The sequence below is a fragment of the Vibrio sp. 10N.261.46.E11 genome (genome assembly GCF_041472735.1).
Taxonomy (GTDB): domain Bacteria; phylum Pseudomonadota; class Gammaproteobacteria; order Enterobacterales; family Vibrionaceae; genus Vibrio.
Genome location: NZ_JBFRQW010000024.1, coordinates 76,242 through 99,447, shown reverse-complemented (window position 1 = coordinate 99,447; position 23,206 = coordinate 76,242). Strand labels below are relative to the sequence as shown.

Here is a 23,206-nt window from a genome sequence, read left to right as displayed (position 1 = left end):
TGCTGTCTGGTGAGACTTTACTATTTGAAAGCCTTCCCAGAATGAAGATAGGAAAGTATGATTCTGCATGAAAACGGTAGTTTGTGTATGATTTTTGTTTGGCGACTAAACCATATCACTTACTACCGTTTTTGTTTTCAATTCCCGCTAATCCGCGATGAACCAAAAAAAAGCCCCGAAGTATGTACTTCGGGGCAATTAATTTACGGTAGAAAGGTTTTACGCTTCTAAGGTGTTTCGATAAGCTCTTGAACAGGAGATACCGTTTTGTTTTGAGCAAAACCACGCAGACCAACAACGTGTACGTGTTCGTGATCTTTGAAAACCTTACGTACCAGTTTGTAGGTAGTACCTTTCTCTGGGCTAATGTTCTCTGGCGCTGCAATCAGGAGTTGCATACCTAAACGGTCACACAGTTCAAACAGTGTAGAGATCGACTTAGAATCCAGACGTGCGGCTTCATCAAGGAACAACAAACGACATGGAACGATGTCTTTACTACGAAGTCGACGAGACTCTTCTTCCCAGCTCTGAATAACCATCAATAGGATTGACTGACCAGTACCGATCGCCTCACCCGTCGACAGTGCGCCCGATTCCGCTTGTAACCAACCGTCTGAACCACGGTTAACTTCAACACTCAGCTCTAGATAGTTACGGTAATCCAGTAACTCTTCACCAAGAACTTGTGGTGAACGTTGACCCATATCGATATGTGGATTCACACGTTGGAACAACTTCGCCATTGCTTCAGAGAAGGTAAAGCGCGTTGATTCGAACAAGTCTTTATGCTGCTCTTGTTGAGTCGCTAAGCCTGATAGCAAAATCTCGTGGCTTTCACGGATCTTAACGTTCAGACGTACCCCCTTAACCTGACCAAAGTAGATGTTAGACAGACCTTGGTTGAGCATACGAATACGGTTCTGCTCGCGCTGAATCGTTTTCTTTATGATACTTGCTACCGACTCAGAGCTGATCGCTAAGCGGTTTTCACGCTGCGTCAGTTCTTCTGTTAGTCGAGCTAGCTCTACTTCCATCTCTTCGATTGCTTCAACCGGATCATCGGTATGAATGATGTCTTGGCGAATGCGCTCTCGAAGGTGTTGGTAAACCGCAATGTAAAACAGAACCTTACGCTCTGGATGTGCGTTGTCTTCAGAGAGACGCAGCGAATCACGCAGGTCGTCATTGTCAGCTACAGCCAGACGTAGCGCACCCAGTGATTTATCCGACATAGAGCGAAGTTCGCCCGCCGTTAAATAAGCCAGTTCACGTTTGTGCAGACGACGTTCAACGTCATTCTCACGAGCTAAACGAAGTACTGAACACCAGCCGGCTTTTGCTGCAACAACGAAGGTACGAAGCTCTGTGTACTCTTTCTGAACTTTCTTAAGACGCTTAGCCAGCGCTTTCATCTCAAGTTCAGTTGAGGTAATCGTGCGTTCGTATTCACTCTTACGGCTACGAGAAGTATGCAAACGCTCTTGAAGCTCGTCACGACGACGAACCGCGCGCTCTTCAGCACCTTCATCAGCGTTAACACCGAATTCTTGTAGCTCTTGCTTGAACTCTTGAACCGTCTCTTGCTTCGCTTGGTGCGAGCTCTTCAGTGCTGCCAATACTTGGTTGTACTGGTTCATCTGTTCGCGAGCTTGCTTTAAGCCATCACGGCCTTTAGTTCGAGCTTGTTCTGCTTGAACCAACTTCGCTTTCAGTTGTTCGCTCAGTTCGCTGCTCTTGTTAAGCAGGTCAACAGAATCTGCGTAAGCAAAGTAGTGACGACGTTCGATTAAGTCAGAAAGAGCAAACACTTTACCTTTTAGAGTTTGTAACGCGCTGTCCGCCTGACGATACTCGGCTTCCAAAGCTTCGAACTGCTCTGGGTCAGCATCGAGTGCAGAAACGATTTGCTCTAATGAAGTAAGCGCTTTGCCATGAGTGTTCAAGTAAGACTTAGCTTCACTTAAACGCTCTAGTTGCGCTTCTAATTCAGCTAAGCGCTCAGCCAATGTTTCGTCTTCTAAAATACGAACCATTGGTGCTAATTTATCTAATGCACCAAGTGCCTGCTTGCTTTGTAGAAGCTGGCTACGTTGTTGCTGCTCTTTAGAGTTAAGCTCAGCCAGAGAACGAACAATTTGATTGCGCTTATCACGAATCGCAGTAAGTGCTTGTTCTGGGTCTGCGTTAAACGCAACATGCAGGTGCTTAGCAACAAAGCTGTTGAATGCTTGGTATAGGCGATTCAGTTTCTGAGAATCGAACGCTGCTTTGGCGTGGTTTTCCACAACCACATCACGCTCTTCACGCAACTTCTCTAAACGTTGTTCACGAGCCGCACGTCCAAACAGAGGGATCTCAGGGAAACGAGAATAACGCATCTGGCGATCGTTCAGCTGAACACACACCGCGCCTTCGAGCTCGTCAGCATTAAATGAACTGTCATCAAACGCATCTACATCACCTTCTAGGATGTAAAGGTCTTCTGGACAATCATCGAGATCCACCAACTTCTCTTTAATGCCATCAAGGTCCGAAACCACAATTGCGTGACGAGCTGGGCCATACATCGCACTGAAGTATGGTGCATCACCAATGGTAATGTCATCGTAGATCTCAGAAAGCAACACGCCACCCAGCGTATCCGCTAGGCCTTTCAGGCGAGGATCGTTAGAACCACCTGGAGAAGCTAAGCGTTCAATCTCTTGCTCAAGTTCAGCTCGGCGCGTAGCCAACTGATCTTTTGCTACCGCTTGAGATTTCTCGTCTTCAAGCACTTGCTGCATTTGAGTCATTACTGCTTGGCTATCTTCTAGCTCAGCTTCTGTTTGATCTCTTAGGGCTTCAAGTGCATCGTTCGCCGTGATCCACGCTGGAGCAATGGACTCAAGTTTTTGAATCTCTTGGTCTTGGTTTTGTTGCACACGACGTTGCTCACTCTTCGCTTCACGCAGCTCTTCTTGAGCGTACTCAAGAGACTCGATCTGCATTGTATGGCGTTCACGTTCTTCATCGAAAACCGCTTCGTCAGTCAGTGAGATGTTGTGTTGCTTTTGGTATTCAGTCGCAAGCTCTTTTGCTTGACGCTGCTGCGCCACATCACGAGCCATGTCGCGGTGCTGAGCACGCCACTGCTGTTCGTTTTCAACAACGTGTTTTGCGTTACGGCCTTTCTCTAACGCTTGATTAGCACTGTTAGACGCTTCTTTACGCTCAACATCACCAACAATGTTTTTAACAAGAGCTAACGCTTTGTCGAACTGTGCAGACGCAGCAGAAGACATGTCTAGCTTATGTTTAGTAGACAGTAGCGTCTGAGTGCTTGATTCTTCTTGTGCTTTTAGCTCAGAAACTAGAGTCAACGCGCTTTCTGCAGTAATAGAGTCATCACCTAGCAACTGCTTGGTTTTCTCTAATGCTTGAACCGCTTGCTGGTATTGAAGCGCACGAGTCTGCTGAACATCCAACGCTTGTTGGTAATCAGCAAGCTGAGTTTTCAAGCTATCCACTTCTTCTTCAGTAATGGTTGCCTGCTCTTCTGCAAGAAGTACTCGCTCTTGAGCTTCTTCAACCACCATCATCTGCTCTTCTAGACGATCATTAAGCTCTTCTAGATCTTCGCTGTAACGTGCAATTTTCTCTTGCTGGCGAAGTGCAGTTTGAACCAATTGAAGATGATCCGAAGCCGCTTGATAATCTTGCTCTAGCGCTGATTCTTGATCCACCAGCAGTTCGAGTTCTTCTTGAACACGATTCAACAGGTTGTTTTGATCAAGTAAGGTTTCGCGAGAACCAAATAATTCACCACGGAACTTCATGGTTTGATCAAGCTTATTACGGCGATCGTTGGCATGGCGCATGTAGTCTGCTGCCACGTAATTGGTTGATTCGGTGATCAAGTGCTTGAACAAGTCACGATCCGACTGAGTCGTTTTGATCGCTTCAAGTGTCATGCGGTTTTCGCGCAGTGCTGATTCCATATCTTGGAATGCTTTCTTCACACCGCCATTTTGCGGTAGAAGGTAATCACGCAGAGAACGTGTAATCGCACTTGAGATACCGCCGTAAAGTGATGCTTCAATCAAACGGTAGAACTTAGAACGGTCACTGCTGTTACGCAGTTTCTTAGGAACAACACCGTACTCAAACATCTGTGAGTGGTAATCAACAATCGAAGAGAAAGCTTTAAAGTGCGCCCCTTCATATTGCGCTACCGCTGCTTTCACGTCGTTCAGTTGACACACACGAGCGTGGATGTCTGAAACGTTCTGAATCAATACATCCGTTGGCTTCACATGGCTTGGAAGGCCTTGGATAACGAACGGTTTGATGTCGACCTTCTTATCACGACCCGCAACTTGCTGCAGTTTTACTGCAAACAATAGGCGTTGATTACGAGAGTTCACAACATCTAGCGCGGCATAACATGCACCCGGCTGAAGCTTACCGTAAAGGCCTTTATCGCGTGATGACTGTGAGCTACCCGCTTCCGTTGTGTTACGGAAATGCAGAAGGCTTTGGTCAGGAATAAGTGCAGTGATGAATGCCGCCATTGTGGTCGACTTACCTGCACCGTTACCGCCAGAAAGCGTTGTAACCAATCCATCAATATCAAAAGTACGCGCAAAGAAACCGTTCCAGTTGATCATGGTTAATGATTGATACTTACCTCTTTCAATCATGCTTCACCTTCTACTTTTGTTTGTTCGCCATCGTTTGACTCAAGGTCAAAGCCGGCTTGATCGTTAAAAATGTCTTGTTGACCGTTTTCGTCTACGTCTGAATCTATTTCTGATACGGCTCCTGCTTGCTCTTCATTCAACAAGCTACCTTGGTTAGGCTCTTGAGTATGAACAACAGCTTCGCCATCACGAATAAGACGTAATTGTGCTTCTTTCATATCATCGCCAACACGAACGTCCGCACCAAAACGGAACACCGCTTCGCTGATACGGAATTTACCTGTTTCACCAATCACGATCAGCATGCCGATACGACGCAAACGGCGTAAAGAAGTACGTACTTTTTCAAACAGCTTTTCTTTATCCAAGTCAGAACCAGATGCACGGTTGGTTGCTAGCTTCATGAGTTTTTTCTCATCCGCTAACGACATCAGTTCATCAAACAACTCTTGATTGCTGAAGATGCCTTCATGAGCCAAACGCTCTGGGCTTAGGTATAAGAAACACAATACTTTGCCAACCAGCATGTCGAGCTCAGACAACACACTACGGCCAATTAAAGACGTAGAACGCGGGCGCAGATAGAAGAAACCTTCAGGCGCTTTTACCAGTTCCGTATTGTAGCGTTGATAAAAATGCTGAAGCTCAACTTCAAAATCAGAAAGCAACGCATGGTTATCGAGGTCTTCTGTTGAAACATGCTTGCCTGAACGCAACATGCTATCTAGCGCAGGAAACAATGGGTTCGCTATCGCTTTTACCAGTTTCTCTGGCATGTAATCATCAGTACTTGTTAATGACATTTGCTTGTACCTTTGCACCGAAATCGTTGATTGCCTGCCAATCTGGCTGAATAGCCTGATAGTCAGACTCTGAGTAACCTAAGCGCACGGCTTGGTCGACAACAATTCTGGCTAAATCAAAATGATGTGTGCGAGGGTGTGCTGCGAGGTAATCGCGTAGCACAAGGCCAAGATCAATTGGCGCACCTTGCTGTTTGTGAGCTTTCAACATCTCTGCTATTCGGTCTGAAAGCAGATCATTCACTTGCTCAAATTCTTCGTATTCTACGTCGATTGGTGCTTGGCCCATTACTTCGTCATCACGAAGTACTAAGGCTTCATCACGCAAATCGGTAAGCTTTTCAGCATCGGCGTAGGTCAATAACCAAGGCGCATCAAAGTAGTCGGTAACCGACTGACGCAAGCGTTGGCTAAAGGCACGGTTTTTATCCATATCAATCGCGGTACGGATAAACTTGTGAACATGGCGGTCGTAGCCGATCCACAAATCGATCGCTTGCTGACCCCAACTAGTAATTCGGTCGAGCTTCATCTGCAAGCCGAATAGGGTTTCGCCAACGAACTCGAGTTCATCGTCACCGTAAACAATTTCTTGAATATCGAGGATCTGTGTTTGCAGTTCATCACCCGCTGCTTGCAAGGTGTCTTGCAACTCTTTTAGCGTGGACGAGGTTTCTGATAGTAAGGTTTCACAGTTGTTGATCGCTTCTCGCCAATCTTTGTTTAAAAGGTCGGCAATTTGCTGCTTAACGGTTTGCTGCTGCTCATCCATAACACGTTGGTTAAGATCGATCTGATCGAAAATTTCACCAACAGAATACTTGAGAACGCCGTAAACGTTCTTTCTCCAATGTCCTGGAGTTCCACCTTTTTGCGCTGCTTCAATGGCTTTAGCCATCTCGTCCGCAACCATAGAAAGCTGAATAGACAATTTTAATTTAGAGAACTGGCGGTGACGTAAGTAATAATCTGAGATACCAATCGCCAATGGCGATAAGCGATAAATGCTTGCACCATCTGTGATTTCGCTGGTAAAGCGGCTGATCAACTTCTGTTTAACCAACTCATTGATAGCGTTGTTGGCACGAAACGCGGACGCTTCGCCAGTATCTTCAAACAGTCGAGTGACAATAGTAAATGCATCGTGCAGTTCACCCTCGCCCAACTCTTCATCGAACCTTTCATTGCTTAGTACGGCGATAGCAATCAAAAATGCTAAGCGCTCTGGTGGCAAGTTTAATGAAAAATCATGCTGCTTGACCCAGCCCACCAACTCATCAATTGGCTGCTCTTCGGCAGTTTGAGTCATTTCACTCATTGTGGTTCCTGTTACTGTTGTTCGTCATATCGAACGTATTAGATATGACGCCTATTTCTTTATGACGCGGGCTTCTTACGATGGCATAGCGCATGTTGTGGCTTCTTTTACCACATTCACAGCTGTTATTGCGCAGTTTTTTGAGCCCAAACGTGAATATAACGGCCTAGCGACAGATATGGCTCTTGGCGACATAGCTGTTTTTCTAGTTCCAACACATCTTCGAACTGATAATCGCCCATGTACTCCATATTACCTATGTAGTCACTGAAAGAGCGAATGCCTGATTTACCACAGATATCTAGACCAGCGTCTTCTATCCATTGATAAACCTCTTCAGGCTTCAAGCCTTTTTGTGGTTGCAGCTTAAACCTTTTTCGGTGTGGCATCCCATTCAATACATGAGGAATGTTGCCACAAATCACATTTTTCAGGACTAAACCATGGTGGTTGTAAAACATTATCGAGGCAATACCACCGGGTTTTACTTGTTCCAACAATAAATCAAGAGCCTGTTTAGGGTCTGCTAACCATTCCATTACGGCATGAAACATCACAAAATCGACTTTATCTTCGAGATGCTCTGCCACTTTTTGTACCGGAGAATGAATAAATCGATATCGCTCGAGCAAACCCGCTTCGCTGATACTTTCTTCTGCGAGCTTCAACATTTCAAACGAGAGGTCACACAGGGAAACGTTGTGGCCTAGTGTCGCAATTTTTTGCGACATCTGTGCAAGTCCACCACCGGCATCAAGTACATGCAACGGCGAAGCGGATTGCTCAAACTTGCTCAAAGCTTCTTCTAAATCTTCCCATACGATGCACTGACGGATCTCTCCTTTGTCAGAGCCGTATATGTTTTTTGCAAATTTGTGGGCAATATCGTCGAAATTACGGTCTTCAGTCACGGCTACTTGAGTTATTATGTCCTATCGTGCCTGCTATTCTGTCACAGGAATTTCAGGAATAAAGAGGCGATGTCTCTTTTTACTACCAAGTGATGTTTTTTCGGACTATTCGGATATGTTTGAGCTGAAAAAAGTAGTGTCTTCGTTACTGATGCCACTGCCAGCAATGTTAATTCTCGCTTTTCTGGGTTTAGCCCTAGTGATGTTTACTGCAAAAAGGAAGACAGGTTGCCTAATTACCCTCTCAGCCCTCTGTAGTATTTTCCTAATCGCTTTCCAGCCTGTTTCTAGTCAACTTTTAATGCCAATGGAAAGGCAACACACCGCTTTTTTACCTATCGATGATACCGTCGATTACGTTATGGTTCTTGGAAGTGGTCACGTTGTTGATGACCAAATCCCACCAACATCAGAGCTTAGCCGCACTGGTTTAATGCGCTTAAGCGAAGGGATTCGTATCTTACGTCTTTACCCTGGAGCTAAACTCATTTTGTCTGGTTATGGTGCTGGTACTGAGGTGAGCAACGCAAAAATGATGGCTAAAGTAGCGCTAGCACTCGGCGTGGCAAAACCCGATATCATTCTGCTTGAAACTGCGAAAGATACGTGGGAAGAAGCTCGCCAAGCCGCTGCATTCGTTAAGAATAAGAAAATGGTGCTCGTGACATCAGCTAGCCATATGACTCGCGCACTTAATGAATTCAATGCCGCTGGCATGAAACCATTGCCAGCTCCAACCAACTACCTTGCACAAGAAGGGATTGTTGAACCATGGAATAAGTATATGCCTAAGGCTATCTATCTCGAGCAGACTGAGCGCTATTGGCATGAGACGATGGGATTAGTTTGGCAAAGCTTGCGAGATTGGCTAGACACAAGTAATACCAATCGTAGTAAGTAACTGTTCATCCTAGCTTGTTAAAAACCTCGATAACTTCGTTAGAATTTTTGATTGTAGAATAACTACTTATCGAAAAATTCTGCCTTGTTCTCAAGCTTTTTTCCTACGCTATTTTTGATCACTTACTTACTGTGATTGGTATAATGCCCCTGTCGAGAGCAGTACTCCGATGATAAACAATTAAAAAGTTCAATAACAAAAAACCGAGGCATCATTGATGTCTCGGTTTTTTACGTTCAAGTATTGTTACTGAGTAAGGACGGTATCCAAAGGAAAATTAGTCACCAGCAAACATGTAACCTTCACCGTGAACCGTCACAAAAATTTGTGGGTTCTTAGGGTCAAACTCCATTTTTGCGCGCATACGACGGATTAACACGTCGATAGTGCGATCATTCGGCGCGTCCACTCGATGACTGATCATATTCAAGATACGCTCACGACTTAAAACTTGGTTAGGGTAAGAAGAGAGTGCAACCAATAGTTCATATTCAGCTTTGGTCAATTTCACTGGCTCACTGTTCTTGCTTAGCGCACGGCGAGGTATATCAAACGTCCATTCACCAAAACGAACCACAGATTCGTCTTCTGTTTGTTCTACCGCAACCGCTGCCGTTTTACGAGCAGCCGAAATACGCCACAAGAGGTTTTTAACTCGAACCAACAACTCGCGAAGTTCGAAGGGTTTAGTAACGTAATCGTCTGCGCCCATTTCAAGGCCAACGATCTTGTCAATGCTATCCGTGCGTCCAGTAACTAAAATTATTCCAATGTCTGATTGACTGCGTAATTCGCGAGTTAGCATCAATCCATCTTCGCCTGGCAAGTTGATGTCTAACATAATGAGGTCAACGTTATTTTCTTCTAACATTTTTCTCATTTGAGCCCCGCTTTCAGCTTCGCTCACTGTGTAACCTTCGTTCTGGAAATATCCAACCAGTTTACTGCGGGTTACCACATCATCTTCTACGACTAATACGTGATAGCTCATCTACACCACTTTTCTTATTTAATAGTTTCAGTGACCATTCTATTCATAACTCGTAACAATTCTAGTACTACAGAAGATAAAAGCCAGAAACATGATTTTTTTTTGATACAAGACAATCTTAAACCTTGCTATTTGTCGCCCATCGCAATTCAATATAGGCATTACTACTAACGAGTAACTTTGCGTTTCGCAAATAACCTTGTTATTCAGCCTTGGTGTGCCTATACATAAATCACTCGACGATGCTAGGTATACACACACCACAAGACTAAATCAGGATCTAAGAAATGAAAGATACGAAAGCATTCAACGAACAACGAGCAGAAATATACTGGTGGCTATCAAGCTTGTTCGCTAAAGAGCTCACTCAAGAAGAACTTGATCACTACCACTCTGTTGAAATTCGTTCTTTCCTAACTGGTTTAGGTGAAAATGAAACACTAAAGCCGGCGATTGATAGCTTAGTGGATGCGCTAAACCGTCTACAAACACGCGAAGATGCTCAATTAGAATTGTCTGCTGACTTCTGTGACTTATTCTTAAAGACTGATAAACATGGCGCACTTCCTTACGCTTCTATGTATATCGGCCAGACTGGCCTTTTAAACGATAAGCCAGCAAAAGATATGGAAGAGATCATGGCTAAACACAACTTAGTGGTTAACCAAGACCTAAAAGAGCCCGCTGACCACATTGCTATCGAACTCGATTTCCTAGGTAATCTAATCATTCGTTCGAACGAAACTGAACTTGAAGAAGAACTAGAGAAATCCTTCGCTGTTCAACAACAATTTATCGAACAGCAACTGCTTACTTGGGTACCAAAGTTCAACGCCAAATGTCATGACATTGACACATTCGGTTTCTACGCTTCAGTCTCATCCCTGCTATTGGCATTCTGCAAATTAGACATTCAATACCTAGCTGGCGAATAAGCTTTTTTTGACGACTCGATAAATAAATTCAATAGAATTGTGACCATTCACCCGGATTTCTGGGTGAATTTTATTGCGAGTAATTTCTAGTCAGTCTAAAATTGTGACCGCAAACGATAAAATATGAAACATTCACGAAATGCTACACTTATTGAAGTTCAGAGCATTTCGGTGTTAAGACAAGCCGCTCAATAGCGGTTTTTTGTTTTTTAGCACTTTAGTACCCAAAGAGCCCTACAAATTTAAGCTCTTAGTTAGGTAGCTTAACGGCTACTTTATTCCGTACTTTGGGAAAGTAGCTTCTAATAGGATAAAAACATGGCCACTATAAAAGATGTCGCACGCTTAGCCGGCGTATCAACAACAACCGTTTCTCACGTAATCAACAAAACTCGCTTTGTTGCTGAAGCGACTCAAGAAAAAGTAAACAAAGCCGTAGACGAACTGAACTATGCGCCAAGTGCCGTTGCTCGTAGTTTGAAGTGCAATACAACCCGCACCATCGGTATGCTAGTGACTCAATCAACTAACCTATTCTTCTCTGAAGTTATCGATGGTGTTGAGAGCTACTGCTACCGTCAAGGTTACACTTTGATCCTATGTAATACGGGCGGTATCTACGAAAAACAACGTGACTACATTCGAATGCTTGCTGAGAAACGTGTAGATGGCATCTTAGTTATGTGTTCTGACCTAACTGAAGAACTAAGAGAGATGTTAGACCGTCACGCTGACATCCCTAAAGTTATCATGGACTGGGGCCCTGAGAGCTCTCAGGCTGATAAGATCATCGATAACTCTGAAGAAGGTGGCTACCTAGCGACCAAATACCTTATTGAGCGCGGTCACTCCAAGATTGCATGTTTAAGTGGCCACTTAGACAAAGCAGCGTGTGTTGAACGTATTGCCGGTTACAAGCGCGCACTCAATGAAGCGAAGATTTCTGCCGATGAAAATATGATCATCGAAGGCAACTTCGAGTGTGATACAGCAGTTCTTGCTGCAGAACAAATTGTTGAGATGGAAGATCGTCCAACGGCGGTATTCTGCTTTAACGATACAATGGCACTCGGCCTAATGAGCCGCCTGCAAGAAAAAGGCATTAGCATTCCTGAAGATATCTCAGTGATCGGTTACGACAACATCGAACTGGCTGAATACTTCTCTCCACCGTTAACGACGGTTCACCAACCTAAGCGCCGTGTTGGTAAAAATGCATTCGAAATACTACTAGAGCGTATAAAAGACAAAGATCACGAAAAACGCGTCTTCGAAATGCACCCTGAAATTGTTGAGCGAAGTACAGTTAAAACGTTAAATTAATTGATGTAATGAGTTTAGTTTAATCAAGCGCACCTTTAGGTGCGTTTTTTTTCTCAACAAACAAAGTGCACTTGAGTGCATACCTCAAAGATCATTAATTGAAGCAATATCACATTTTGAAATAAGAAGTGTGAGCCTAATTCAACAAAAACTTTATTCTAATAACCCAGTCACGCACAGGGCAAACCACTTGAAAAAGTGGGACGCAAAGCTTCCGGCCTAAACCACTCGTTGGTATGGTAGCGGGGTTACCGATGGCAAAATGCAGTAACTGCTAATACTTTAGTAATTTACAGCCTATTGACAATTTAATTGCAACATTTTGCTAATCTCTCGGACCTGCTTATTTGGTGGCGTAGTTCAAATACACCGAGATAAATAACATGGATAAACCGATACTAAAGGACTCAATGAAATTATTTGAGCCCCTAGGAAAAATTAAGTCACGCTCAATGTTTGGTGGATTCGGGCTTTTTGCTGATGACACTATGTTTGCCCTGGTTGTGAATGACCAGTTGCATATACGAGCTGACAAATGCACAACACAACAATTCGAACAACAAGGATTTCAACCGTACGTCTACAAAAAACGTGGTTTTCCTGTCGTTACTAAATATTTCGCTTTACCTGAAGGCTTATGGCAAGACCAAGAGAAAATCTTGCAGCTTGCGACTACGTCTCTAGGTTTTGCTAAAGAAGAGAAAGCTGAACAATCTTCTGCTAAACCAACTCGACTCAAAGATCTGCCTAACCTTCGACTCGCCACCGAGCGGATGTTGAAAAAGGCAGGGATCGATTCTGTAGAACGTTTATATGAATCTGGCTCTGTAAACGCATTTAACGCCATCAAAGAATCGCATGCGTCTTCTGTCAGTATTGAACTGTTATGGGCGCTAGAAGGCGCGATCAATGGTACACATTGGTCTGTTATACCGCAGCAACGTCGTGAAGAGCTTATCAATCACGTCAATTAACATTGTCAGTGCAAACTATCTAGATAACTAAGCCGCATTTTTGCGGCTTTTTTTATATCTGGTGAAAGTTATTCTATGCTATGCCTGTCTAACTATACTAATGGTATACATTGAAAAACTAATGGTATGCATTGAAAATTTAGAGGAAGTATCAATGAGTAAAAAAATGATATTGGGTATTGTGTTGGTCATAATCATCGTCTTGTTAGGCGTCAATTTCGGCCAGTACTTAACGCTTGAAAATGCAAAAGCCCAGCAAGCTGTTTTGAATGACTACATCGAGAGCAATTTCATTGCCGCTGCCGCTATCTACTTTGTCGCGTATGTCATGATTACGGCTTTCTCAATTCCTGGCGCTGCCGTTGTTACGCTGTTAGGCGCTGCGCTGTTTGGGTTTTGGAACAGTTTACTGCTGGTGTCTTTCGCGAGCGCTATTGGCGCAACCCTCGCCTTCTTAAGTAGCCGTTACTTGTTACGTGACTGGATCCAAACCAAGTTTGGCGACAAGTTAGCCACCATCAATAAGGGCGTTGAGAAAGACGGTGCATTTTACTTATTCTCGCTACGTCTAATTCCTGTTTTCCCATTTTTCCTTATCAATCTATTGATGGGGCTAACACCGATGTCGGTGAGTCGTTACTATATTACTAGCCAAATCGGTATGTTGCCGGGTACCGCCGTTTTCTTGAATGCCGGAACTCAACTCGCAGAAATTGATTCACTTTCGGGCATCGTGTCTCCCTCAGTACTGTTGTCATTTGCCTTACTGGGTGTGTTCCCAATTATTGCTAAATGGTTGATGAACAAATTTCGCTCAGCACCTGTCGCTGAGTAACGTATATAGCTAACGAGCTAAATAACTAAATAACTACGTAACGCATGCAGCCAAATAAGGTTCTATTTCAATGAAAATCTTCAGTGCATCGAATCCGACAGAAGCTCATATCATCTGTGGATTGTTAGAAAGTGAGAATATTGCGTGTGAAGTCCGTGGTGAGGGTTTGTTTGGTTTAAAAGGTGAAATCCCATTTACCGAAGATACAGACCCTTACGTATGGTTATATGAGCCAGAACTCGCTAGTAAAGCCCGCACGATCGTCAATGACTACCAAAAACAGCAAGATTCGATCATCTATGAAGAGTGGCGTTGTGGTGAGTGTCATGAAATCAATGAAGCACAATTCGGGTCTTGTTGGCAGTGCGGCGCTGCTTCGCCTGAATAGCAAAGTTTCAGTTATTACAGACACGATTCGATCAAATACCTCCTCCAAATAAAAACGGGAAGCTAAATTAGCTTCCCGTTTTTATTTTAATTCTATTGGATCATCTAGTTTGATAACCAACCCAGATAATCACTGAATTTGCTTTTGGATAAAAGCGATTGATTGTTGATTGAATTCTTCAGGATTTTCTACATTACATACATGTCCACAGTTGGCAATTTCTACCAACTCGCTCGACTCGTGCGCTTCGACCATTTCTTTAACGGGTTTGATGAACATGTAATCGCGCTCACCCATCAAATACAAAGTCGGAATCGGCAGCTCTCTGTCTTTAAAGTATTTCATCAATGGGTTCACATCAGCCGTGAGGATAAACCAGCGCTTGAACTCTTTTTGGCACAGCTTTTTCGCTTCGCGGATAAACAGGTGACGTGATTCTTTCTGACTTTTTTGCGGCATCACAACATAAGCAAAAAGGCTGTATAGCCACATATAAGGAATGATGTGCTTACTCAGGTTTCCTAATTTGATTAAGACTTGAGATCGAGTGTTGAGTTTAGTGACAGCACCACCAAGCACCATCGAACGTACTCTGCTTGCCGCCAGTTCGGCCACGTTGCGAACGATAATTGTCCCCAAAGACATACCCACAAAGTGTGCGGATCGGATTTTTAGATGATCTAACACTTTAAGAATATCGAGCGTTACTGATTTGAACGTATAACGGTTCGAAATCAGATCTTTAAGTATGTTGTCTGATTTACCGTGCCCTCTCAAGTCAATGAGAAGCAAGTTGAAATGCTGTTTATACGCTTTGATCTGCTTAAACCAAATGGAGGAACTGCCCCCTGCGCCATGCACAAACACAACCCACTCATCACTCGTAGGGTGAGTAAATGTTTTATGAAATAATAAACTCTCAGACATACCTATCGCTTAATTTATTTATGGAGCTAAGCCTCATCACAAGGCGATGACTAAGGATATCACGCAATTAAGAATTTTAAGTGATAATAGTGTCAAACCCAACACTAGTCATGTGAATACCTGACCACCTTTCTACCTGACTAAAATGAGTTTGCAAGCTTTGTCTTTGGAAACGTGATGTGCTCTGACCAGGAAACAAAAAGGCACTCTACAATTAGAGCGCCTTCTTTTATTATAAACGTTTGTTATTCAACAACTGAATTTTAAAGCTAAGTCAACAAGTTAAAATGCAGAATGGTACATCGCAAGATATTCTTGTGCCGCATCCTCCCAGCTAAAGTCTTGTTGCATCGCGTAAAGTTGAACGCGCTTAATTTCAGATGGATTTTGAGCATAAAGTAGTAATGAACGATGCAATACCGCTAGCAATGCTTGCGGTGTTGGCTCTTCAAAAGCAAAGCCTGTTGCTATCTCGGGATCCTGATCGTAATCATTCACACTGTCCTTTAAACCACCAACAGAGCGCACAATAGGCAAAGTGCCGTAAGCCATGCTGTAGATTTGGTTCAAGCCACAAGGCTCAAACTCAGAAGGCATCAAGAAAAAATCAGAGCCCGCTTCAACCAAATGCGCTAGTTCATTATTGTAGGCTTCTACGAATGAGAACTTGTCTGAATGAAGTGCTGATAACTCTTTCAATTGACTCGCCAAAACCGGATCACCAGTACCGACAATCACGATCTGCAATTCGTTTTTCAAGAACTGCTCGATGATAGGCAGTAAGTAATGAACGCCTTTTTGGTTGGTCAGACGGCAAACCATGCCATAAACCGCACAATCGGTAACGGGTAAACCAACATCTTGTTGCAGTTTTTGCTTACAAGCAGATTTTCCACGAGTCATGCTGTGTTTCGTTGCTTTGAATTTACGAGGAAGGAAAGCGTCTGTTTCCGGGTTCCAAGCTCCATAATCACAACCGTTGAGAATACCAAATAAGTCGGCCGAACGATATTGGAACTCTGCAGCCATGCCATGGCTACCTAACTCCGTTTTCAGCTCTTCTGCATACGTTGGGCTTACTGCATTGATCTTATCGGCACACATCACCCCTGCTTTTAGCATAGTGACATGCGTGTCACTTACAGATGCTTCAGGCACATTGTAACTGTGCATCTCTGGCAGACATTGCAGTTCATCGTATGCGAACACCCCTTTGAAAACTGCATTGTGAATCGAGATAACACTGCGCGTATTTTCAAAGAAATCGTGTTGTTGATAACGTGATTTAAGCAAGAAAGGCACAAAACCTGTGTGCCAGTCATTTGCATGAATGATATCAGGTTGAAACGCGAGCTTAGGAAGCATATCCAAACAAGCCGTACTGAAGAACGAGAAGCGCTCTCCGTTATCAGCATACGCTTGATTGTTCTCTGCGTACATTTCAGGGCGGTCGAAATACTTGGCACATTCAATAGCGAAGATTTGAACACCTTCGACATTCAACTTTTTGACTTGATAAGCAGTATGAGGCCAATGATCGAGCTCGGTCGACAAAATGACTTCAGCTGAATTAATGTTTGGAATGTTTCTATAAGCAGGGATGGTCACTCGAACATCTTGTTCGAGTGTTTGTAACGCTTTTGGCAGTGCCTTGGCTACATCAGCCAAGCCACCACTTTTAATCAAGCCTTCAACTTCAGACGCTACAAAAAGTACCGAGAGAGTCTTAGTAACCAACTCGAGCTCCTTTGGAAATAACTACTACACCATCGTCAGAGACATGGTAATGCTTTTTATCTTCTTTCAGATTTACGCCAATCTGTGTTCCAGGTGCGATATCTGCATCTTTATCGACGATAACACGACGAAGTACGCAACCTTCACCCACCTTCACGTCGCCGAGTAAGATACTCTCACTAATATCACACGCTGATGCGATATTACTGCGGAAACCTAATACACACTTCTCAATGCGAGAACCACGTACGTAGCTACCATTACACACTAAGCTATCGATGATCTGAACACGGCCGTTTGCCGAATCAGTAAACGTAGCCGGCGGTAGTGGCGGATAGTATGTATGTAGTGGCCACTTGCGGTTGTATAGCGAGAATGGCGCATCTTTCTCAAGAAGATCCATATGAGCTTGCCAGTACGCGTCAATCGTACCCACATCGCGCCAATAAACTTCTTCTTTCTCACCAGTAATACGGTTAGTACTGAAGTCATAAACAAACACATCACCACGCGGAACCATGTTTGGAATGATGTCTTTTCCGAAATCATGTGTCGAGTCTTCTTTATCTGCATCTTCAACAAGTTCTGCGAACAACTCGTTAGCTTCAAATACGTAGTTACCCATAGACACAAGCGCAGACTCCGGGTCACCTGGAATTGGTTTCGGGTTAGCCGGTTTCTCTTCAAAACCAATCATACGTCCTTCAGCATCCACTTCGATAACGCCGAATTCAGATGCTTCAGCAAGCGGCATACGCAATGCAGAAACAGTTAAAGCCGCTTTCTTCTCTTTATGGAAATCAAGCATCTGCTTAATGTCCATTTTGTAAATATGATCTGATCCAAAAATACAAACTTGATCAGGTTCTTCCAACTGCATGAAGCGAAGGTTTTGATAAATTGCATCTGCAGTACCTTCATACCAACGCTTACCTGTACGCATTTGCGCAGGGATTGGGTCGATAAAACGGTCGGTTATACCACTGATATTCCAACCTTTTTTCATGTGATGGAACAGTGATTGTGACTTAAACTGTGTTAATACGTAGATCTTCATTAGATCAGCATTAACGAAGTTATTCAGAGCAAAATCAATTAAGCGGTAACTACCACCGAAAGGAACCGAGGGTTTGCTGCGAGATTCAGTTAAAGGTCTTAAGCGAGAGCCTTCACCACCAGCAAGAATCATTCCTAATACACCAGCCATTTTATTCTCCATATATTTATAGCTTGTCGATGTTAGTGCTCTAAGAGGTATCTTCCTCTGGGGGATGAGCACCAACACTTATTTCGGTACTTAACGAATATCCATTCACATGCAGTGAAAATATCCTAAGCCAAACGTTGTTAAGTGTGCACTATTGTTTGCACTTGGTTTTATATACGTTATCGACTTTCCGGTCGATTTCAATTTTTAATACGCCATTCTGTGTTATGCAAGCCGATTGCTTTCCTAAGACTTAAAGCAGCTCACATTACACTGTTTTCATGAAACATTAAGTTAACACCCGCAACACATCAGGTATACAACTAAAACCTGATCTGTGACTTACAATATTTTAATTAAGTTACAATCACGTTAAAGTTGCATAATTAAAGATTATTACCCATTTCATTTATTTCATGACCTGAATTTAACAAATAGACGCAGTTAAGGCCGACGATCGAGAGACAGCATAATTAGTCATATTTAGATCAAAAAAAAGCAGCCTAATGGCTGCTTTTTCATCAATAAAATGCCAACCCATATCAGATCGGGTCACACATTCAGTTACTTCTCTTTCGGCTTTTTACGCTTATCCGTAACTTCCCACTTACCGTCGATGTACAAAGCAGTCCAACCTGAAGGTTTACCGTCCACTTCGGTACGAACGTAGTTTTCTTTTGTCTTACGACTAAAACGAACTACTGTCGGCTTGCCATCAGGATCAGCAACCGGTGCTGATGCCAGATACTGGAATTTAGGTGAGATACGGTCTTTAAAACGAACCAGCTCTTCCACTAATGGTGCACGTGTTTCACGTGATTTAGGGAAATTACTCGCGGCCATAAACAAACCAGAAGCCCCATCACGAAGTACAAAGTATGCATCTGAATTTTCACATGGGAGTTCAGGGAAATGCACTGGGTCTTCTTTAGGTGGCGCTACTTCGCCATTCTTCAGAATCTTACGAGTGTTCTTACAATCTTCACTCGTACAGTCCATGTATTTACCGAAACGACCATTCTTCAAAACCATGTCAGAACTACATTTGTCACACTCAACAAGCGGACCATCATAGCCTTTCACTTTGAATTCGCCGTGTTCAACCACATAACCTTCACAGTTAGGGTTGTTACCACACACATGCATCTTACGCTTATCATCGATCAGATAAGCATCCATTGCCGTTTCACAAATCGGACAACGCTTTTTCGCTCGAAGTGCTGCGGTTTCAACGTCTTCTTCAAGAACGTTGATAATACCGTCTTCATCACCAAGGTTAATGGTTGTCTTACAGCGCTCTTTTGGTGGAAGTGCATAACCAGAACAACCTAGGAATACGCCAGTCGAAGCTGTACGAATACCCATTTTACGGCTACAAGTTGGACACTCAATATCGGTTTCAACGATATGATTTGGCTTCATGCCACCAGCGTCTTCATCTAAATCGGCTTTTTCCAAATCGCCTGTAAAGTCTTCGAAGAAGTTATCTAGCACGCCTTTCCAGCTTGCTTCGCCTTCTGCAATTTGGTCTAACTTCTGCTCCATACGAGCCGTAAAGTCATAGTTCATTAGGTCATTGAAACTGCCATCTAGACGGTCAGTAACAATTTCACCCATCTTCTCTGCATAGAAACGACGCTGTTCAACTTTTACATAACCACGGTCTTGAATCGTAGAGATGATTGATGCGTACGTTGAAGGACGACCAATACCACGCTTCTCAAGCTCTTTAACTAGCGCCGCTTCAGTAAAACGGGCTGGCGGCTTAGTAAAATGCTGTTTAGGGTCTAATGCGATTAGGTCTAGCTTTTCACCAACCTGTACAGCAGGAAGAATCGTATCTTCATTTTTACCCATTGGACGTTGAACGCGAGTCCAACCATCAAACTTAAGAATACGACCTTTCGCTTTTAACGTGTACTCATCAGCTTTAACGCTTACCGTCGTTGAATCGTATTGCGCAGGTGTCATTTGACATGCAACAAATTGATTCCAAATCAGCGAGTAAAGCTTGTGTGCGTCCGCGTCTACGCCGTTTAGGTCTTCAGACTTAACATCGACACTTGAAGGACGAATCGCTTCGTGAGCCTCTTGTGCGCCCTCTTTGCTGCCGTATACAAGCGCCTTCGGTGGAAGGTATTGTGCGCCAAACTCAGAACCAATGTATTCACGAGCGGCTTCTACAGCTTCTGAACTCAAGTTGGTTGAGTCAGTACGCATATAAGTGATGTAACCCGCTTCATACAAACGTTGAGCCAACATCATGGTTTTCTTTACGCCGTAACCAAGACGTGTGCTCGCCGCTTGTTGCAGAGTCGACGTGATGTAAGGTGCAGATGGCTTACTCTTAGTTGGGCGATCTTCACGTTTACATACTTCGTATTGCGCTTTTTCTAAAACGCTTACTGCAGCTTGTGTTTGCGCTTCATTATCAGGTTTAAACGCAACGCCGTCTTTTTGAGCGACTTGCAGTCTGAAATCTGTTTTCTCTGCCGTTTTGGTATCAGCATGCACATCCCAGAACTCTTCAGGGATAAAAGCGTTGATCTCGCGCTCACGTTCAACCAGTAGTTTTACAGCTACAGATTGAACACGGCCAGCGGATAGGCCTCGTGCTACTTTTTTCCAAAGCAGTGGTGACACCATAAAGCCAACAACACGGTCCATAAAACGTCGTGCTTGTTGTGCGTTTACGCCGTCGATATTTAGCTCGCCTGGAGTTTCGAAAGCTTGCTGAATAGCATTTTTAGTGATTTCGTTAAAAACCACTCGTTTGTATCGCGTTTCATCACCACCGATGATCTCACGAAGGTGCCATGCGATAGCTTCTCCTTCGCGGTCCAAATCGGTTGCGAGATAAACATGGTCTGCGTTCTCAGCCAGTTTTTGCAATTCAGCAACGACTTTTTCTTTGCCCGGTAAGATTTGGTAATTCGCTTCCCACTCTTGATAAGGGTTGATACCCATCTTTTTAATAAGCGCTTTGCGATCTTTTTCTTTCTTGATACGAGCTTTATCTTCTGGGCTCATACCCTTGGTTGAAACTGCAGCAGCCTTTTGACCTGTACTTTGACCCGCCGTTGGTAAATCACGAACGTGACCTACACTCGACTTAACGACAAAGTCTTTGCCAAGATATTTATTGATAGTTTTAGCCTTGGCTGGCGACTCCACTATAACGAGCGATTTACCCATATTGACTCTAACGTCCTTAATCACGATGCTTCAACACCAACAATTTTACTTGTGGGCTTTTACGCATGATATTCTAAATTCATTGCTTCTTTTTTTACTATTGTGCGAGATTACTAGAAGATCAACCGCTTTTTTCAAAATTGGATCTGATCGCTCGACAATTCGACGACTCATAGAGAAAAGAGTCACAATATAAAGAAGCTATAAAGTACTCACTAAGAATACTTGCAAGAGCCTATTCATCAGGCATTACGTCTAAACGCGCTCATACTAAGCTTGTCGGCGAATCTAACGCGAGCCCCATTCAATTATTTTTGTCATAAATCACAAAATAAATTGTGGATGTTTGAAAAGACTCTCTTAATCGGTTGTGAAATCATTGAATTTCTAGTTCGACACCATAAACTCAACGATATATTCAGTTATCAGAGATAAACTCATGACAAAGAAAGTAATAGCAGAATTTGATTTACTGCTTATCGCAAACCAAATTATCCAATCACATGATGACTACATTGAAGGCATGCGCGCAAACAGCGTAGTAGAAAAAGACGATGTACTCATTTTCAAAGGTGAATACTTCTTAGACAACAACGGAATGCCGACAGAAAATACAACCGCGGTATTTAACATGTTTAAGTACTTGGCGCATCACCTTTCGAAAGAATTTACAATTCAGCAATAATTAAAAAGCTTGCCATCTAGGCAAGCTTTTTTGTTCCTGGACCTTTATATACTTATCATTTTTATAGACTTAGTATTTTTATAGACTCAGCATTTTCAGCTTATCGAAGTAGTCAGGGAATGTCTTGGATGTACAACCTGGATCATTGATCGTCACCGGGGTGTCACTCAAAGCAACCAATGAGAAACACATCGCCATGCGGTGATCATCGTAAGTATCAATCGCCGCGTGAGTCAGTTCAGCCACAGGGTTAACAATGATGTAATCTTCACCCTCTTCCACTTCAGCGCCGACTTTACGTAGCTCTGTTGCCATTGCAGCCAAGCGGTCTGTCTCTTTCACACGCCAGTTGTAAACATTGCGGATTGCCGTTGTTCCCTTAGCAAACAAAGCCGTTGTCGCAATTGTCATCGCCGCATCTGGAATATGGTTATAGTCCATATCAATGCCTTTTAGCTCACCACAACGAGAGATAACGTAGTCATCACCCCATTCAATTTCAGCACCCATTTTCTCAAGTGCATCAGCGAATTGGATATCACCTTGGATACTGTTTTTGCCAATACCTGTCACTTTAATCTCGCCACCTTTGATAGCAGCGGCTGCAAGGAAATATGACGCAGATGATGCATCACCTTCAACCAAGAAATCACCGGGTGCTGTGTAAGATTGCCCGGTTGGAATCACAAATTCTTGGTAGTCATTGTTGATAACATCCACACCAAATTGCTTCATGATATGCAGCGTAATATCGATGTAAGGCTTAGAAACCAATTCACCCTCGATTTTGATGGTCACTTCGCCTTCAGCTAAAGGTGCAGCCATCAAAAATGCCGTCAAGAATTGACTAGAGATAGAACCGTCGATAGAAACCGTACCACTCTTCAGACCGGTACCTGTGATCTTTAATGGTGGATAGTTTTCGTTTTCTAAGTATTCAACGTCGGCACCGGCTTCTCTCAGTGCAGTCACTAAGTGACCAATTGGGCGCTCTTTCATACGTGGCTCACCAGTAAGAACGTATTCACCGCGACCTAAACAAAGTGCAGCAGCCAATGGACGCATTGCTGTACCCGCGTTACCTAAGAAAAGCTCTAGGGCTTTGTCACTTGAAAATGCACCACCAACACCTGTCACTTCACAAACTGTTTTGTCTGCAGACAACTGATAATCAACACCTAACTGTGTTAATGCATTCAACATATGACGAATGTCATCACTGTCTAATAAGTTTGTTAGGCGAGTTGTTCCCGTTGAAAGTGCAGCCAAAAGAAGCGCACGATTAGAAACACTTTTTGAGCCAGGTAGGTTAACTTCCCCGCTCACTTTCTGAATTGGTTGTAACGTAAGGCTTTCCATTAGTTCTTATAGTCCTTGTACCACCCGAAGTCACT

At 43.5% G+C, this 23,206-nt stretch carries 17 protein-coding genes and 1 riboswitch; of the genes, 7 read left to right on the top strand and 10 right to left on the bottom strand.

What is annotated here, in order from left to right; translation table 11 throughout:
* Positions 1-227 precede the first annotated feature (227 nt).
* The 4 genes from mukB to cmoM all read right to left on the bottom strand — a co-directional run bounded on the left by mukB (position 228) and on the right by cmoM (position 7,714).
* Positions 228-4,682, bottom strand: a complete 4,455-nt coding sequence (gene mukB / locus AB4407_RS08645) for a chromosome partition protein MukB (protein WP_372120251.1) — start codon at positions 4,680-4,682, stop codon at positions 228-230.
* Positions 4,679-5,485 (bottom strand): chromosome partition protein MukE, encoded by an 807-nt coding sequence (gene mukE / locus AB4407_RS08640; RefSeq protein ID WP_372120250.1) that lies wholly within the window; start codon positions 5,483-5,485, stop codon positions 4,679-4,681. The genes mukB and mukE overlap by 4 nt, the downstream gene beginning before the upstream one ends.
* Positions 5,466-6,803, bottom strand: coding sequence for a chromosome partition protein MukF (gene mukF / locus AB4407_RS08635; protein WP_017055049.1), 1,338 nt, complete (start codon positions 6,801-6,803; stop codon positions 5,466-5,468). The genes mukE and mukF overlap by 20 nt, the downstream gene beginning before the upstream one ends.
* A gap of 125 nt (positions 6,804-6,928) precedes the next feature.
* A complete protein-coding gene (gene cmoM, locus AB4407_RS08630) occupies positions 6,929-7,714 on the bottom strand; it encodes a tRNA uridine 5-oxyacetic acid(34) methyltransferase CmoM (protein WP_372120249.1) in 786 nt (261 codons plus the stop codon).
* 115 nt (positions 7,715-7,829) lie between these two features.
* Between cmoM and elyC the strand changes: the two genes are divergently transcribed.
* Positions 7,830-8,615 carry an envelope biogenesis factor ElyC gene (gene elyC, locus AB4407_RS08625; protein ID WP_372120248.1) on the top strand — a complete coding sequence of 262 codons (786 nt, stop codon included), beginning with the start codon at positions 7,830-7,832 and terminating at the stop codon, positions 8,613-8,615.
* Between the two features lie 277 nt (positions 8,616-8,892).
* Here elyC and torR read toward each other — a convergent pair whose 3' ends face one another.
* Positions 8,893-9,606 carry a two-component system response regulator TorR gene (gene torR, locus AB4407_RS08620; RefSeq protein ID WP_009846355.1) on the bottom strand — a complete coding sequence of 238 codons (714 nt, stop codon included), beginning with the start codon at positions 9,604-9,606 and terminating at the stop codon, positions 8,893-8,895.
* A 287-nt stretch (positions 9,607-9,893) separates the two neighbouring features.
* Here torR and torD point away from each other — a divergent pair, with 287 nt between their 5' ends.
* The 5 genes from torD to AB4407_RS08595 all read left to right on the top strand — a co-directional run bounded on the left by torD (position 9,894) and on the right by AB4407_RS08595 (position 14,061).
* Positions 9,894-10,541, top strand: coding sequence for a molecular chaperone TorD (gene torD / locus AB4407_RS08615; protein ID WP_372120247.1), 648 nt, complete (start codon positions 9,894-9,896; stop codon positions 10,539-10,541).
* Between the two features lie 318 nt (positions 10,542-10,859).
* Positions 10,860-11,864 carry a substrate-binding domain-containing protein gene (gene purR / locus AB4407_RS08610; protein ID WP_210473289.1) on the top strand — a complete coding sequence of 335 codons (1,005 nt, stop codon included), beginning with the start codon at positions 10,860-10,862 and terminating at the stop codon, positions 11,862-11,864.
* A 170-nt stretch (positions 11,865-12,034) separates the two neighbouring features.
* Positions 12,035-12,120, top strand: a riboswitch (cyclic di-GMP riboswitch).
* A gap of 127 nt (positions 12,121-12,247) precedes the next feature.
* A complete protein-coding gene (locus tag AB4407_RS08605) occupies positions 12,248-12,838 on the top strand; it encodes a TfoX/Sxy family DNA transformation protein (protein WP_009846352.1) in 591 nt (196 codons plus the stop codon).
* 154 nt (positions 12,839-12,992) lie between these two features.
* A complete protein-coding gene (locus AB4407_RS08600) occupies positions 12,993-13,673 on the top strand; it encodes a TVP38/TMEM64 family protein (protein ID WP_372120246.1) in 681 nt (226 codons plus the stop codon).
* Between the two features lie 70 nt (positions 13,674-13,743).
* Complete coding sequence (locus AB4407_RS08595) at positions 13,744-14,061, top strand: DUF2007 domain-containing protein (protein WP_009846350.1); 318 nt, start codon at positions 13,744-13,746, stop codon at positions 14,059-14,061.
* A gap of 129 nt (positions 14,062-14,190) precedes the next feature.
* Here AB4407_RS08595 and AB4407_RS08590 read toward each other — a convergent pair whose 3' ends face one another.
* From AB4407_RS08590 to topA, 4 genes are all read right to left on the bottom strand, one after another.
* Positions 14,191-14,988 carry an alpha/beta fold hydrolase gene (locus tag AB4407_RS08590; protein WP_009846349.1) on the bottom strand — a complete coding sequence of 266 codons (798 nt, stop codon included), beginning with the start codon at positions 14,986-14,988 and terminating at the stop codon, positions 14,191-14,193.
* Positions 14,989-15,270: 282 nt separating this feature from the next.
* A complete protein-coding gene (glgA, locus tag AB4407_RS08585) occupies positions 15,271-16,725 on the bottom strand; it encodes a glycogen synthase GlgA (protein ID WP_372120245.1) in 1,455 nt (484 codons plus the stop codon).
* Positions 16,715-17,944, bottom strand: a complete 1,230-nt coding sequence (glgC, locus tag AB4407_RS08580; protein WP_080518005.1) for a glucose-1-phosphate adenylyltransferase — start codon at positions 17,942-17,944, stop codon at positions 16,715-16,717. The genes glgA and glgC overlap by 11 nt, the downstream gene beginning before the upstream one ends.
* Before the next feature lie 552 nt (positions 17,945-18,496).
* Positions 18,497-21,127, bottom strand: a complete 2,631-nt coding sequence (gene topA / locus AB4407_RS08575; RefSeq protein ID WP_012603610.1) for a type I DNA topoisomerase — start codon at positions 21,125-21,127, stop codon at positions 18,497-18,499.
* A 439-nt stretch (positions 21,128-21,566) separates the two neighbouring features.
* Between topA and AB4407_RS08570 the strand changes: the two genes are divergently transcribed.
* Positions 21,567-21,812, top strand: coding sequence for a YciN family protein (locus AB4407_RS08570; protein WP_009846345.1), 246 nt, complete (start codon positions 21,567-21,569; stop codon positions 21,810-21,812).
* 78 nt (positions 21,813-21,890) lie between these two features.
* Here the strand turns inward: AB4407_RS08570 and aroA are convergent, their stop codons facing one another.
* Positions 21,891-23,171 carry a 3-phosphoshikimate 1-carboxyvinyltransferase gene (aroA, locus tag AB4407_RS08565; protein WP_012603609.1) on the bottom strand — a complete coding sequence of 427 codons (1,281 nt, stop codon included), beginning with the start codon at positions 23,169-23,171 and terminating at the stop codon, positions 21,891-21,893.
* Positions 23,172-23,206: the final 35 nt, after the last annotated feature.